At 70.4% G+C, this 14,159-nt stretch carries 7 protein-coding genes; all 7 read left to right on the top strand.

Annotated elements, in window-relative coordinates; genetic code table 11:
• The first annotated feature begins 431 nt into the window (after positions 1-431).
• Genes QOZ89_RS12880 through QOZ89_RS12850 form a run of 7 tightly spaced genes read left to right on the top strand, consistent with a single transcriptional unit; the run spans position 432 to position 14,151 of the window.
• Positions 432-2,378, top strand: a complete 1,947-nt coding sequence (locus QOZ89_RS12880; protein WP_397428741.1) for a Cas10/Cmr2 second palm domain-containing protein — start codon at positions 432-434, stop codon at positions 2,376-2,378.
• Positions 2,375-5,050 (top strand): RAMP superfamily CRISPR-associated protein, encoded by a 2,676-nt coding sequence (locus tag QOZ89_RS12875; protein ID WP_312623877.1) that lies wholly within the window; start codon positions 2,375-2,377, stop codon positions 5,048-5,050. Before QOZ89_RS12880 ends, QOZ89_RS12875 begins: the two co-directional genes overlap by 4 nt.
• Positions 5,050-6,753: an RAMP superfamily CRISPR-associated protein gene (locus tag QOZ89_RS12870; protein ID WP_312623876.1), complete on the top strand. Its 1,704-nt coding sequence runs from the start codon at positions 5,050-5,052 to the stop codon at positions 6,751-6,753. The genes QOZ89_RS12875 and QOZ89_RS12870 overlap by 1 nt, the downstream gene beginning before the upstream one ends.
• Positions 6,750-7,391 (top strand): type III-D CRISPR-associated protein Csx19, encoded by a 642-nt coding sequence (gene csx19 / locus QOZ89_RS12865; protein WP_312623875.1) that lies wholly within the window; start codon positions 6,750-6,752, stop codon positions 7,389-7,391. The genes QOZ89_RS12870 and csx19 overlap by 4 nt, the downstream gene beginning before the upstream one ends.
• The gene (locus QOZ89_RS12860; protein WP_312623874.1) at positions 7,384-10,242 is read left to right on the top strand and encodes a TIGR03986 family type III CRISPR-associated RAMP protein; all 2,859 of its coding nucleotides are present in this window, start codon (positions 7,384-7,386) and stop codon (positions 10,240-10,242) included. Before csx19 ends, QOZ89_RS12860 begins: the two co-directional genes overlap by 8 nt.
• Positions 10,232-11,827 carry an AAA family ATPase gene (locus QOZ89_RS12855; protein ID WP_312623873.1) on the top strand — a complete coding sequence of 532 codons (1,596 nt, stop codon included), beginning with the start codon at positions 10,232-10,234 and terminating at the stop codon, positions 11,825-11,827. Before QOZ89_RS12860 ends, QOZ89_RS12855 begins: the two co-directional genes overlap by 11 nt.
• The gene (locus QOZ89_RS12850) at positions 11,827-14,151 is read left to right on the top strand and encodes an SAVED domain-containing protein (protein WP_312623872.1); all 2,325 of its coding nucleotides are present in this window, start codon (positions 11,827-11,829) and stop codon (positions 14,149-14,151) included. The genes QOZ89_RS12855 and QOZ89_RS12850 overlap by 1 nt, the downstream gene beginning before the upstream one ends.
• The last annotated feature ends 8 nt before the right edge of the window (positions 14,152-14,159 follow it).

The raw sequence follows: 14,159 nt of genomic DNA, 5'->3' as shown, positions 1-14,159 counted from the left end.
GCCCACCGGTCCCGCGGGGTGATGGGGCGGAGGCGGAGGACGGATCGGTCTGGTGCGGGCGGCGTCCCGTGCGGACGCGGCCCGGTCTGGGTCGCGCTGGCGGTCGTCGGTCCTGGCAGCGGCCTCCGGCAGTCGAGGACGGTCGGGCAGTCAGCCCCTCGATCCTGCCAAACCAGACGTCCAGACACAGCCAAACGCCGTACTCGCCAGTAGGTCCTTTCTAGCTGGACCGCGTGCGCGCACCCGGCCTCCTCGTCTGTCTGAGGCTAATGACCCGTCCGGCGGCCGGTTGCCGATGGACCGGCCAGATTGTGTCGTATATCCGGCGCGTTGCGTGACCTGCCCGGTGCGGGCCGGATACGAAGCGCTACCGTTGTCGGTCACAGGGCGAGTCCCACGCAGATTGTTACGGGGGAGGGGCATTGAGCGCTGTGCCGATCGACGGCGCCCGCGAACACGACGCCACGCAGGCGAGCCTGCCGACGTGGCTGGTCCTGCTGGAGACGTCGGGCAACCAGGCTTATATTTTCGACACCAACCGCCGCCGCGAGAACGTCGGCGCCTCCCACCTCATCGCCAGCCTCGGCGACTGGGTCCGGGATGCGATGGCGGACGAGGGACTTCTCGCGGCTCGCGGCGGGGACGATGCGCGGCTGAACCTCGGCGACCAGGCTGAACTCCTGACCGAGGCCGCCGGCCGGGTGCGGTTCGTCGTCCGTGCCGAGGAGCAGGCTCGTGGGCTCATTGCCGCGGTGACCGGGCGCGCCCTCCTGGAGGCTCCGGGTCTCGACGTCTGCGGCCTCACGGTTCCGTTCACCTGGGCCGAGAAGGCGGGTGCCGACGCTGGAGACTCGTTGGCGAGGGCGATGGCTCGGGCACAGCGGCTCCTGCGGTCGGTCCGACGCGACCGGCCGGCACAGCCGTCGGCGCGGTTTCCGCGGGTGCCGATCGCGGACCAATGCGATTCCAGCCCGATGCCGGCAGCGCTGCTGTACGACCCCGTCGCGCGGGAGGACCGCAGGGTTGAGCGGCGCGGCGACCAGCCGAAGGGCGCGCCGCGACTGGAGCAGCCTGGCCCCCGGTCCCTATTCGCTTGGGCCAAGCTCTACGCCGTCGACCGCAAATCGGGTGGGGCACACGACCGTCTCGCGCGGCTGCTGACCCCTGGACAGGCGACGTCAGGCGCGCACGGGGAGGCGGCCCGGGCTGGGCTCGAGAACACTGCCGACCACCTGCAGTTCGACGCGGACTGGGTTGCCGTCATACATGCCGACGGCAACGGCTTCGGCGAGATCTTCCGTACCTTTGCCCGCGCTACCCGCGCTCGGCCGAGCCCGGCCTTCGCCGAGGCGCTGCGCTGGCTGTCCACGGGCGTCGACACGGCAGCTCGGCATGCCTACCGCGCGACGATTCACGGGCTGGCGGTGGCTGGGCAGGTCCAGCGGATCAGAAACGACGGCTACGCCTCCCAGCGCGCCGCCGCCGACGCGGCCGGGCCGACCAACCCGCCCGGGTTGTACCGGGTGCCAGTGCTGCCTCTCATCGTGGGCGGAGACGACCTGACCGTGCTCTGCGCGGGGCGGGTGGCGCTCGACTTCACGGTCAGCTACCTGCGCGCCTTCGAACAGGAGACTGCCACCATGCTTGCCGAGTTGACCGCGAATCTGGGCGACCGTTGCGGCCTGCCGGACAAGCTCACGGCGAAGGCCGGGGTGGCCATCGTCAAGCGGCACTACCCGTTCTCGTCGGCCTATCGCCTCGCCGAGCAGCTGATGACCGCCGAGGCGCGGCAGGTCACGTCTCGGGCGCGGGGGGCCAGCGCGTTGGCGTTCCACGTGCTCTACGACAGCGCGGCTACCGAGCTTCCCGCGCTGCGCGCTCGCCAGACCGCGCCCGCCAATGATCCCGCTGACCCGTCCCGGCGGGCCCAGCTGGTGGCCCAGCCGTACCTGGTCACCGACCCCGACGGCGGTTGGGACCAGTGGGGCGAGCCACGGCGCTGGGAGCGGCTCGAGGAACGCGTGGCGGCGCTGCGCGCGACCGCTGACGGAGCCGAGGGCCGTCGGATTCCCCGGTCCCAGGCCCACGACCTTCGCGCCGGCCTGTTCCTGGGTAGGTCGGTCGCCGATGCGCGGCTCAAGCTCATCGGCGATCGTTACGAAGGTCTCGACGTCCTGGCCTTCCCCGACGTCGAGCGAGGTGGGCTCTCCTTGTTCACAGAGGACGGCGAGGCGACTGTGTCGGCCCTGTTGGACGCGATGGACGCCGAGGAGTTCCTCGTCCCGCCGCCCCGCTCCGCGGCCGACGACGGCGAAGCCGTCCCAGCCGCTGCTCCGGCTGGGACAGTGGCTGGCGTGGGCCCGAAGGGGAGCCGGTGACCGCACAGAAAGCCCCTCACGCGGCAGGCCCGGCGCCGCTTTCCACCAGCGCGGCTGTCCCGTATCAGATCACCATGCTGTCGGACTGGCACGCCGGCACCGGCACCGGCCGTCCGGGCGACGTCGACCGGCTGGTCGCCCGCGATGACGACGGCCTGCCGTACCTGCCGGCGAAGACGGTGACCGGGCTGTGGCGCGACGGCTGCGAGATCGCGGCTCGTGCGCTCGACGCCGCCGCCGACGTTGACGACAACGACACCTCCGGCGACAAGACAGCCGCTGGCGACGGCGCTTCGGTGCCTGGGGGGTCCTGGTCTCGGCTTGTCGGCCAGCTCTTCGGCGGTCAGCCCGGGCTGAGGCCGCGGGAGCGACGGGGGGCCAGTCCCGCCGAGCGCCCTGAGCCGGCGGCGCTGTCCATCAGAGCCGCTCGGCTGGACGACGACCTGCGGACCGCGCTCGCACAGCTGCCGCGGGTCAAAGACGCGGTGACCTTCGTCAAGCCGGGGGTGAAGATCGAGATACGCAGCGGCCGGGCCGAGGACCGCAAGCTGCGGTTCGAGGAGCAGGCGCGGGCGGGTGCCTGGCTGACAGGTGTTCTGACGCTGCGCGCTCCCGCCGACGATGTCGATGGCGACGAGTTCCGGCGGTACGCGACCGCACTGCTGCTCGCGGGCGCCCGGCTCGTGGAGCAGATCGGGGGCAAACGTCGCCGCGGCAACGGCCGGTGCGACCTGACAATTCCAACGCAGAGTGCCCTTCTTGACCAGTGGTGGACGTGGCTGGACGCCGCGCCGGCACCGCCGGTGGAGCGCTGGGCGATGCCGCCCGTTGGCCCGCGCGGCCGGTCCCTGTTCGCCGGCACAGCTCCAGACGACGCCGGCTCGCCGGCTGAAGCCTGGGAGATCGCTGAGCTGACCCTGACCTTGGTGGACCCGGTGCTGGCCGGCGGCCGGCTCATCGGCAACCAGCTGAAGGGCGCCAACCAGATCCCCGGTGGGACGCTCCTGCCGAAGGTGCTCGCCGAGTTGGGCCCCCGTGCCCAGGCCGCGATGCTTGCGGGTCGATTGCTCGTCACCGCGGCCACGCCGGTCGTCGCCGGCCAACGCGCGCTGCTGGCCCCGCGAGTGCTGAACCGGGTGAAGGCCGACCTTGAGGAGGCGCGCGTCGTCAACCGCACGCTCGCCTTGGCGCCGCCCGCCAAGCGCGGCGAGGCCGGCCAACGCCTCCAGCTGACGCAGATCTCAGGGTTCGTGGGTCCCGATCTCGTGACGATGACATTACGTGACGATGTCAGCTCCGGCTGCGCCGAACGGCCATTCGTCCTGTGTCCGACGCCGACGACCGAGATCCGGACCCACAACAGCGTTGACGACGCCAGCCAGCGCCCGACGACCGACGCGGGCGGCGGCCTGTTCACCTACGAGGTGATGACGCCGGGAACCTTGCTGCGGGCGGAGGTTCGGGTGCGGGCGGGCGAGCTGGCGGACGGCTGGCAGGAGCGGTTGCGGGGCGACTGGACCCTCGGCCGGTCGCGCAAGGATGACTACGGGCGGGTGTCGGTGTCGGTCGCGCGCCTACCGTCGCCGCGGGCGGCGAGCCGGGCTGCCGCGGCGGGCGCACGCCGGCTGCTGGTCTGGCTGTTGTCCGACGTCATCCTGCTCGACGAGCGGCTGCGGGCGTCTACGCGGCCGGACCTGCTGCGCGCGGCGATCGAGCGAAGTCTCGGACTCGCCCCGGCGCAGTTGCGGGACACGGAGCCGCGCCAGCCTCGCCCGGACGCCGACGACGAGGAGGACGAGCACTGGTTGGTGCCGGTAGACCTCACCCCCGGTCGCACGGAGTCCTGGCATTCACGGTGGGGGCTGCCACGCCCGACGATCAGCGCGATCGCGGCCGGCGGCGTCGTGAGCTACGACCTCGTGCGGACGGCGGTGCTCGACCTGGACGGGCTCGTGAGGCTGGAGACGGGGGGGATCGGTGAACGGCGCGCCGAGGGATTCGGCCAGGTACGGGTCGCGATTGTCCCGGACGATGACGGTAACGGCGCCGGGCCGGACGGGCCGACGGTCCTGACAGTCTGCGAGGGACCGCGTGCTCTCGCGTGGGGCGCGGACCCGGCCAGGTTCCCGTCGGACGCCGAGGCGACCGGGACCGTCCCGCCCGCGGCCGTCCTGACGGGCGCCGGCCGCGACCTGTTCGGGGCCCTGTGCGCCGAGGCTTGGCGGTCGGAGATCGCTCGCCGCGCGGTGGCGCTCGGTGCTGACCTGCCCAGGCACGACGACATCTTCGGTCCGGGGGTCAACCGGGTTACCCCGTCCCAGCTCGCGTTGCTGCGCGACCTGCTGCCCGAGCTCACCGCGGCGGAGAGCGTAGACGACGAGGCTGGTGACCCAGCCGGCGGGAGGCCGACGGTCGAGAGCCTGTTCGCCGAGATCGTCGACCAAGCGCGCGGCCGTGCCTGGCCGGCCAAGGTCGGCGAGTTTACGTCGCTCCTGCTTACTAGCCCGGATCGGGTCTGGGAGCTGCTTGGCTGGTCGGACGTCCTCGCCGAGACCCGGGAGCGCCTGCCCCCGGGGGATGCCCTGCCGGGAGCCCTGCTGTCCCGGCTGTGGCCTGAAGCTGTCGGCGCGCTGGTGCTCGCGGCGCTGTCCGCGCGGCGGAGGAGGAGCTGATGGCCGGCCGGCCCCTCGACATACGGTTGCGCGTAGCCGGATGGTTGGAGCTGCGCGGTCCGCTTCATGTCGGCGGGCTCGGCGGCGACCCCTCCGTCGACCTGCCGGTCGCCGTCGATGGGCGGTCGCGGCTGTATGTGCCCGGAACCAGCCTGGCGGGCGCGCTGCGCGGCTGGATGACCGGGACCTCCGCGCGCCACCGGCTCGGGCAGCTGTGGGGTTTCGTGCCCGATTCCGACGAGCCTGACCCCCAGGAGGTGGGCGACCCCGATATCGACCCGGTGAGGCGTGCCGAAGGGCAGGCGAGCCGGGTGGTCCTGCGGGACGGCCTACTCTGCGAAACCGCCGACCTGGGCTCGCCGCTGCCGCGACGCCGTCTGGAGATCCGAACCTCCGTGGGGATCGACCGCTGGACCGGCACCGCGGCCGAAGGCATCCTCTTCACCCGCGCAATCGTGCCCGCCGGCACGTATCTCAGCTTCGAGCTGGACGTGGAGAGCACCGACGAGACCCGTGCTCGCGACCGCGCTCGTCTTGTGGCGCTGCTCGACGCGCTGCGCGCCGGAGAGATCTCGCTGGGAGGCGCGGTCAGCCGCGGGCTCGGCCGGCTCCGGCTCCTCGACGACGTGACCATTGACGAGCAGGACTTCGCCGGCAAATCCGGCCTGCTCGCGTTCCTGCGCGACGGCGGCCAGCGTCGCTCGCTCGCGGACATGCGGGCCGCGGCGGTCGCGGACGACGCCGCGCTTACGGCACGGCGGCACCTGGTGGTGACGGTCGTCTGGGAGCCCATTGCCCCGGTGATGGTGCGGGCGGACAGGGCCGGTGGCGAGCTGGATTCCCTTCCCCTGACCGGCCGGGTCAGCGACGGCCCGGACGGCTCGCCGCAGCTGCGTCTGGCGATCCCTGGGGGAAGCCTGAAAGGTGTGCTGCGCACTCGCGCGGAGCTGATCCTCCGGACCGTCGCGGGAGAGACGACGGGCGAGCCCGCGTCTGTCCCCTTGTCGGCCGAGTTCCACGACCAGCTGCGGATGGCGGTGCTCCAGCCGGTCTGGGCGCTGTTCGGCGAGCCACCGCGGTTACCGGGGCGGCGGGCCAGAGACGAGACGCCTCGGCGGATTCCCTGGGGGCGGGGCGCCGCCCAGGTGGACGACTGCGTCAGCGCCGACACGCTGGATGCTCGGCAGTGGGAGCGGTTGGTGGTCGAGAAGGACATACCGGCCGATCTGCGCGCCTGGATGACGGCCAACAGGCTTGAGCAGGCCGACCATGTCGCGATTGACCGTTGGACAGGCGGAGCTGCCGACAAGCTCCTGTTCACGGTCCTGGAGCCGTGGGCCGTCGACTGGCTGCCGATCACCGTGACGCTGGACCTCGACCGGCTCGACGAACTGGAAAACCGGCCCGAACGGCCGGAGGAGCGGGTCGAGCCCGGGCCTGAGTCCGACGTCGCCGTCGGGCTGCTGCTGTTGGTGCTGCGGGACCTCGAGCTGGGTCGGCTCCCGATCGGCCAGGGCGTGAACCGGGGGTTTGGCGACATCACGGCGAGCGTGACCGTTCGGCATCCCGACGACGGCGTGCCGCGCCCGCTCGCCGACTACGTGAGATCCGACCAGGGCACACGGGCGATGGACGCCTGGCGCGCCTATTGCGCCTCGCTGTTCGCTGTGGCGACGGCGACCCAGCCGGAGGTGCCGGCGTGACCGCGGACTGGCGATCTACGGCGCCGCTGCGGATGGCGCCAGGCCGCGTGCGGCTCGGCTGGCGGCCGCTGGCGGACGGGACGCTGACGGAGGCCCTCAGCGAGGCTTACGCGATGGGTAGGAGCGATCTCACTGGCGCGGTGGCCCTGTTGTGCACCCCGGTCGAGTACCTTGTGGCACGCGTCGACGCGACCGGCGGCTGTAACGGGTCAGAGGGCCCGCTGCCGCTGGACGACGTGTTCGAGGCACGGGTGTTCACCGCTGACGTCGAGCTGCGTTGGGTACGGCGTGGCGATGTCGGCGAGGCGGTGCTCGTCGGCGAGGGCGTCGTCGGTGGCGCTCCGTCCGTCGAGACCGACGTGATCGACAGCTGGTATCTGCTGTGGGGCGAGCACGACGAGCGGGCCGACGTTCCGGACGGTTGGCGGGCGCTGTCGGCGGCCCGCGTCGGCGTGCTGTGGATCCCGACCGATCTGACGTCTGGCGGCCGGGCTCGGCTGCGGGTCCGGGAGTACGTCGGCTACGACCGCTTCGGCAACGCCTACGTGCTGGATGAACGCCTGTGCGCCATCGAGACCGGCGAGTTCGTCCGTGCAATGGGCGAATGTCTCGGCGATGAGGAGCGAACCGATGGCTGACACCCGCGCGGGCGTACTGCGGTGGCGCGCCGCCGAGGGGGGTACGCGCAGGCTGGTGGTCGTCAGTGACGGCCGGACCCTCCGGGTGACCCGGCCCGAGCGCGCCCTTGCCGACGACCTGGTGGATCTGCTGGACGTCGACGAGGACAAGCTCGACGGCGTGTCCGTCGACTTCGAGTGGCACAAGGGGCAGGTGCGCGCAGTGCGCCGAGCAGGCGCCCCCGCACCGGTGCCCGCGTCACGGCGGGCGGCGGCGATGCCGTCCGCACGCGTGGCGGACCGCCCGCAAACGGCCAGGAAGGTACGGACAGACGTCTTCCACAACCCCTACACGTTCGTCCCCGCGTTGCCGCGGCCGGTTCGGCCCCGTGCTGCGCCCGAGCTGGGCGACCGGCTCCCAGCCGGCCATGACCGACTGCTCGACGGCCATTGGACGGGCCGCATTGGTATCACGCTGCGGACCATGACCCCGCTACTGCTGTTGGACACCGCCCCGGCAAGGCCCGACGCGAAGGGCCACACCGTCTATAACCCCCTGCTGCGGGACCGGGCCGACGGGAGGGGTAAGCAGCCGCACCTGCCGGCTACCGCCGTGAAGGGCATGTTGCGCTCGGCCTATGAGGCGGTGACGAACTCACGGTTCGGCGTCTTCACCGGTCATGACGCTCCACTCGGGCACCGGATGTCCGCCCGCGCGGGCCTGGGGATGGTGCCGGCCCGGATCGGCAATGACGGCGCATCGGTCGAGCTGCTTCCTGGTACCGCGCCGATCGGTCAGCGGCCGGGCCCCCAGTCTGTGATGTACGCGGCGTGGTTGCCGATGTACGCGGGGACGCCCGCACCCCTGCCGCGGTACGCGGGCGACTTGTCGCCGAGGCACGGCGAGCAGGTACGGGTTCGCCTGTGCCTCGTGCAGCATCACCGATGGGACCGGGGGCGGCAGGACCACGTACCCGACTTCCGCTACTGGCGGGTGACCACCGTCGCCAGGCCTGGCGAGGCCCCGCCGGCCGCGAACGTGGCGCCGCTGCCGTCACCGCGCGCCCGGGCCAGCTTCCATGAGGTGTTGGACGAGACGCGTGAAGTCGACGGTTGGATAATGATCACCAACCGGAACTTCAGCCGAAAGCACGACGAACGAGTGTTCTTCGGCCCGCCGGCCCGGCACCCACTCACGCCGGAGCTGTGCCGGCAGTGGCGCGACCTGGTCGAGAACTACCGGGGAACGCACCGGCGGGCGGACATCTGGGAACGCCGGCCGGCGGTTGGCGTGCGTCGCGGCGCCCAGCCGGACCGGACGGACCGCGGTGGAGCCCGCGTTGGCAAACCTGGCGACCGTCGCGCGGTACCGCGGCCCGCGCCGTCGGCGGGAGCGTTCGCGGCTCGGGCAGCTGCGGCTGGCGCGTCCCCCGCTCGCTCGTCCGTGGCCGGCCCGTCCGCCGCCACGAGGACCGGCTCCGGGTTCGCCGAGCCGGAGGAGTGGCTTGGCGCCGAGCCCGGCAAGGCGGCGTGGAGCCGGCACCAGTACGTGGACCGCGCGGAGGTGCTCGCGGCGGGCGACCTCTGCTATGCCCGGCTGGACAACCGTGGCGACATCGACGCACTGTTCCCTGTCATGATCGCCCGGGAGCTGTTCGCCGCCGCGCCCGCCGGCCTGCTCGACCCGTCGCTGCACCCAGCCGCGCGTCTGAGCGAGCTCTCGCCTGCGGACCGGGTCTTCGGCTGGGTCCGCAACGAGGCGAGACAGCCCGAGCCGAACGACGACGGCGACCCGCTGGTGCCGCGTCGCCGCCGCGTACCCGCCAGGACTGCCTACCGCGGCCAGCTGCGGGTCGGACCCACGCGGTTCGAGCGTCCGGACGGGGAGCCGGGCGTGGAGATGTTCAAGGACGACGGAGTGCCACTCGCGATTCTGGGCCAGCCCCGGCCGCAGCAGGGCCGGTTCTACGTCGCCGGCGGGACGGCGTCGCGGCCGGTCCCGCTGCCGCCAGGCACGCCGCGTGCTGACTGGTACGTGTCGGGACGGTCACTGCGCGGCCGGAAGGTCTACCTCCATCACGACGGGCTCTCGGACTCGTATTGGAACCACCCGACCGCGGACCGGACGCAACTGGCCGACGACATGGGCCGCTACCAGGAGTACCGCCGGCCACGTGAGGAGGTGTCCGCGGACGGTCCGCTGACCGAGACCCGCGACGCCTTTGCCACCAAGGAGGACGAGGAACAGCGAGACAACCAGAACCGCTCAGTCACCGGTTGGGTCACGCCAGGCGGTGTCTTTCGCTGCGTGCTCGACGTACACAACCTCAGCAGCCTCGAGCTGGGCGCCCTGCTCTGGCTGCTGCGGCTGCCAGCTGGGCAGTACCACCGGATTGGCCTGGGCAAGCCGCTTGGGTTCGGCAGCGTGCGGGTCGAGCTTGACGAAGAGACGACCGATCTGCGCTCCGGCGAGGACTGGCGCGGCTACTACGCGCGCGCCTTTGGCCCCCTGCCTGGCCGCGGTCCCGATCTCGGTAAACTCACGTCCGACTTTGAATTCGCGGTGCGGGACACCTGGCCCGGAGCCCCGCAGCTGACCGCCTTCTCGGCCGCCGCGCTCGGCGACCCGACCATCGCCGTGCACTACCCGCGCGTACGGCCGGCCGGGATGGACCCTCAGGTGGCCGTGCCCCCGGACCCGCGAGGCCAGTCGTACGCGTGGTTCGCGCTGAACGAGCAGGAACGCAACGGGCGCTTTGTTCGGGCCGAAAGCCTGCCAGCCGCGGACGGACCTGGGCTGCCGGTCTACTCCACGGCGGACGCGCAGGGCGGCCTCCCGCAGAGCCAAGCTGGACCCCGACGTGCCCGATGACAACCGGGACTCCCAGGCACCGGACGAGACGTCACGGGAAAACGTGAAGGCGGCGCCCGCGGCCACCCGGCCGTTGCTCACGATGCTGCACCTGGCCAATTTCAAATGTTATGGGACAGCCCGTGGCGGCCGTGATTTACTCCACGTCCCCCTCAAGCCGTTCACCCTCATCTTCGGTGAGAACTCCGCGGGAAAGTCAACCCTGCTGCAGGCGCTGCGCGTTCTGTCCCAGACACTCTTCCAGCCCCCCGGCCAGGCGCGCTGCGGGCTGCTTCTCGACGGTCCCCAGATCGCGTTGGGAACGATGCGCGACGTGGTCCATCGTCATGACACCGACCTACTCGTCACGCTTGGTGTGACCTGGCGCGACACCTACGGTGACGAGACCTCGGTGACGATGAGTTTCCGCGGAGACACCGGTGAGCTCGACCTCCTGACCGTCCTGGACCACTCGATTGACGACGAGCTTTTCTTCGTTCGTGATCCGCGCGTCGAGGAGGACTCGGCGCTGGGCCCTATGGTGGTTCTCGCGGACGAGTCGATGACGGCGTTCGGCAACGTCGTGGCGGACGCCTTCCAGCAAGAGCGCGGCCACGATGCCACGTTTGGCGGGTTGCCCGGCCGCCCGATTCTCCTGCTGGACGGCACCAGGCCCGCCGGCGCTGGTGGATTCGTTTTCGGCGACGGGTCGGTCTGGACTCCCGCGGGCGGTGGGCACATCGTCGCGGGCGAGGCCAACCAGCTCTCGCGCTCCGTCGAAGCCGACGGAGTCTGGGACGCCGTCGCCGGAGTGCGCGCGTACGCCGACACGTTGGGGCGAGCCATGGCGGACGCGGTTGGGGAGATCCGCTACCTGGGCCCTGGCCGGTCGGTGCCAGGCCGCGGGCCCACGCGCGTGCCCGACAGCCCGCCCGACGGCGTCGGCGTGGACGGTGGTGATCTCGCGCTGTTCCTCGCGAGCGACACGGAGGCCGGTGTCCGCGACCGGGTCAACGAGGCCCTGGACCGCCTCAGCGCGGGCTACCAAATCCAGGTGTGGCATTACGGAACGCCGGACGAGTTCCACCACGACATCGGGCCTGCTGAGACCGGCTTTGAGCAGATGCTTCGGGAGCACCGGCAGACCATCGTTTTGGCGGACGTCTCGCTGGTGCGGGGCGGCATCGAGAACTCGCTCGCCGACGTCGGCTACGGGTTCACCCATCTAATGCCAATTCTCGTCGAGGCGTGCCGGGACACACCAAGGCCGCTCATCGTGGAGCAGCCGGAGACGCATCTGCACCCGCGGCTCCAAGTCGACCTGGCGCGAGAGTTGCTCGACCTGGCGGTGCCGAGACCAGGGACGGTGCGCGCGCAGACGTTCGTGGAGACCCACAGCGAGAACATCCTGCTCTTCCTTCAGGAGCAGGTGGCAGACGACTGGTCACGTCGGGACGAGTTCGGTGTGATCGCGGTCTCCACCGCGTCGGACGGGCACGGGCCGACGCCGTCGACCCAGGCGTGGCTCCCCGGCGGTGACCTCTCTCCTGGAGTGGCGAGTGAGTTTGTCGAGGCGCGCCTACGGGCCCTTGGAGTCGATGCCTGATGTTGGCCCGTCTGGCTATTTCTGACGGTTTCTTCCGCGACCACTTCGACGGACCTTACAGCCGCAGGCAATTTCACCGCGCCTTGTCTAAAGCGGTGCGCGAGCACGGCATAATCGTGTTCCGCGACCAGCAGGACCGAGATGACTTCCTGCGGCACTGTCTTGACCTCCCTGATCTCATGTCGTCGTTCTGGGACAACGTTCGCGGCTGGAGCCACAGGATCGAGCAGGTCGTGGGTGAATCAGCTCCGATCCGGTGCCGCACCGGGCAGATCGAGAACCGTTACGACCTGGCGGGGTGGGTCGGTCTGTTGGACGTGTACTTCGTCTCGGACAAGAAGGAGGGGGAGTTCGGGTTCTCCGCCGAGGAGCCCTGGGAGCGGGATATGTCTTCCGGAATAGATGTGACCTCGTACAAGGCGGAAAGCAGAGTTCTCGAAAGATATCGCGACGGAAATGATCGCCGCCGAAACCAGGAAATGCCGATCGGGCGAGGCGAGCTGTGGGAGCTGTACCTGGCGCCGCTGGCCATGCACAGCACCAACGTTGTAGTCGTCGACCGACGGGCGGCGGACCATGTGGGTCAATGCGAGTGGCTGTGGAAGCGGATCGGTAGTATGCGGTCGCCGGGAGGCGCCGGGCGAAACCTGCGCGTCATCTCTCAGCCGACGACCGAGAGCATCTACGCCAAGGCGCAAAGCTACATAAAGGGTCTCGAAAATTTACCGGGAATCTCGCGGGCGGAGATCGTTCCAGTCGACGCTGAGTACTGGGGGCCCGAGCCGGGCGACAAGCGACACTCCCGAACAGCGCATCATGACCGATATCTACGATTCGACCATGGCGTTCTCCAGCTCGGCGCGGGTATCGAGTTTCTGACCGACCCGAGGGCACAATGGTCGACGATCAGATACCTTGCGAAGACGACCAAGGAATACCGGCAGTCCTGTGACGAGGAGACGCGGCTGCTCAATGCGGCAGGCCTGTCGGCGGACTCTGAGGCCGACAGTCGTGTGCCGAAGGGGCCAGCTGGGCATGTTGGCTCGGTGGGAGGGAGAGACGTGACGGATCCGCTTGGCCGGGTGTTCATCAGCTACCGGCGGGCTCGGGCGGCGGACGTGGGCCTACTGGTGCGTGCGCTGAAGGACGTGGGCGTGCCGGTGTGGCAGGACGTGGCGGACCTACGGCACCAGCCCACCGAAGAGGCGATCCGTGCCTCCCTTCGGGATCCGGCGACCGGCGGCGCGGTGCTGTTTCTGACCCCAGAGGTCGCCAACAGCTCCTTTATCCGCGGAGTGGAGGTTCCGGAAATCCTGCGGCGAAGGAACGCCCAGGACGGCTTCTGGGTGCTCCCCGTCGCGGCCGGCGGCTTGGGCCACAAGGACACGCCGACCGTCCTGCGCGGCGTTGGCGGAGCCGAGCAACTCGCCTCCTGGAACCAGCTCACGGCCGACGATCCCTTTACAGCCAAGTCGGCCACCAAGGTCGCGGTGTCGGTGGTGCTTGAGCGGTTCGCCACACTGGCCGATCGGCTTCCTCCGGGCTCGCCGATCCAGATTCGCCTGAACGCCCGGACCAGGGAACGCCGCCCAGATGACGCGCTCGTCCTAGACTGGACCGACCACTTCACCGTCGACGCGCCGCCGGACGCCTCCACGTGGACGACGGTGCTGCTACCGGCGCTGAAGACGGTCAATGATGCGTTGCAGGCACACGGCGAAAACCGGCCAATCGTCCTCCTAGGCTCACCTTCGATGCCCGCAGCGTTCGCCATGGGCCATGCCTTCTCCGCGCTAGATCATCGACGCTTCTCCTGGCTGCAGCACGACCAGCTGTCGGGGAGCACGACTTGGGCGCTGGCCTATGCCGCCGATGACGCGGAGGCACGCCGAGCCGGTTGGAAGCCGAGGATTGAGAACCTGGACACCGAAGCGCGGGACCTAGCCGTTCTGGTCAACGTCACGCAGGACACGTCCGCTGTGTACGCGGCCAGCCTTGACAAACTCCCGGCAATGCGCGCTCGAATCGTGATCGACCGGGAGGATGTGTGGAACGAGCCACCTGAGCAGCGCCCGGTCGTCCGAATCGGCACCGCCGCCGAGGCCGCGTCCCTTGCCCACCTGGTGCGCCAGTCCATCAGCAACGTGATCAGCTCACGTGGCCCGATCACGACCGTCCACCTGTTCTTCGCCGCGCCGACGGGCCTCGTCTTCATGACCGGACAGCTGACGAACACGCTGCCGACCATCGTGACGTACGACTATCGTCCGGACGCCGGCGTCTACTCTCCGGCGGCGACACTTCGCCCGCCAATGGCCTACTGATCGACATC

This window comes from Pseudofrankia coriaricola (genome assembly GCF_032027725.1).
GTDB lineage: Bacteria > Actinomycetota > Actinomycetes > Frankiales > Frankiaceae > Pseudofrankia.
The sequence above is the reverse complement of the archived record's forward strand: the minus strand, read 5'-3'. Positions and strand labels throughout refer to the sequence as shown.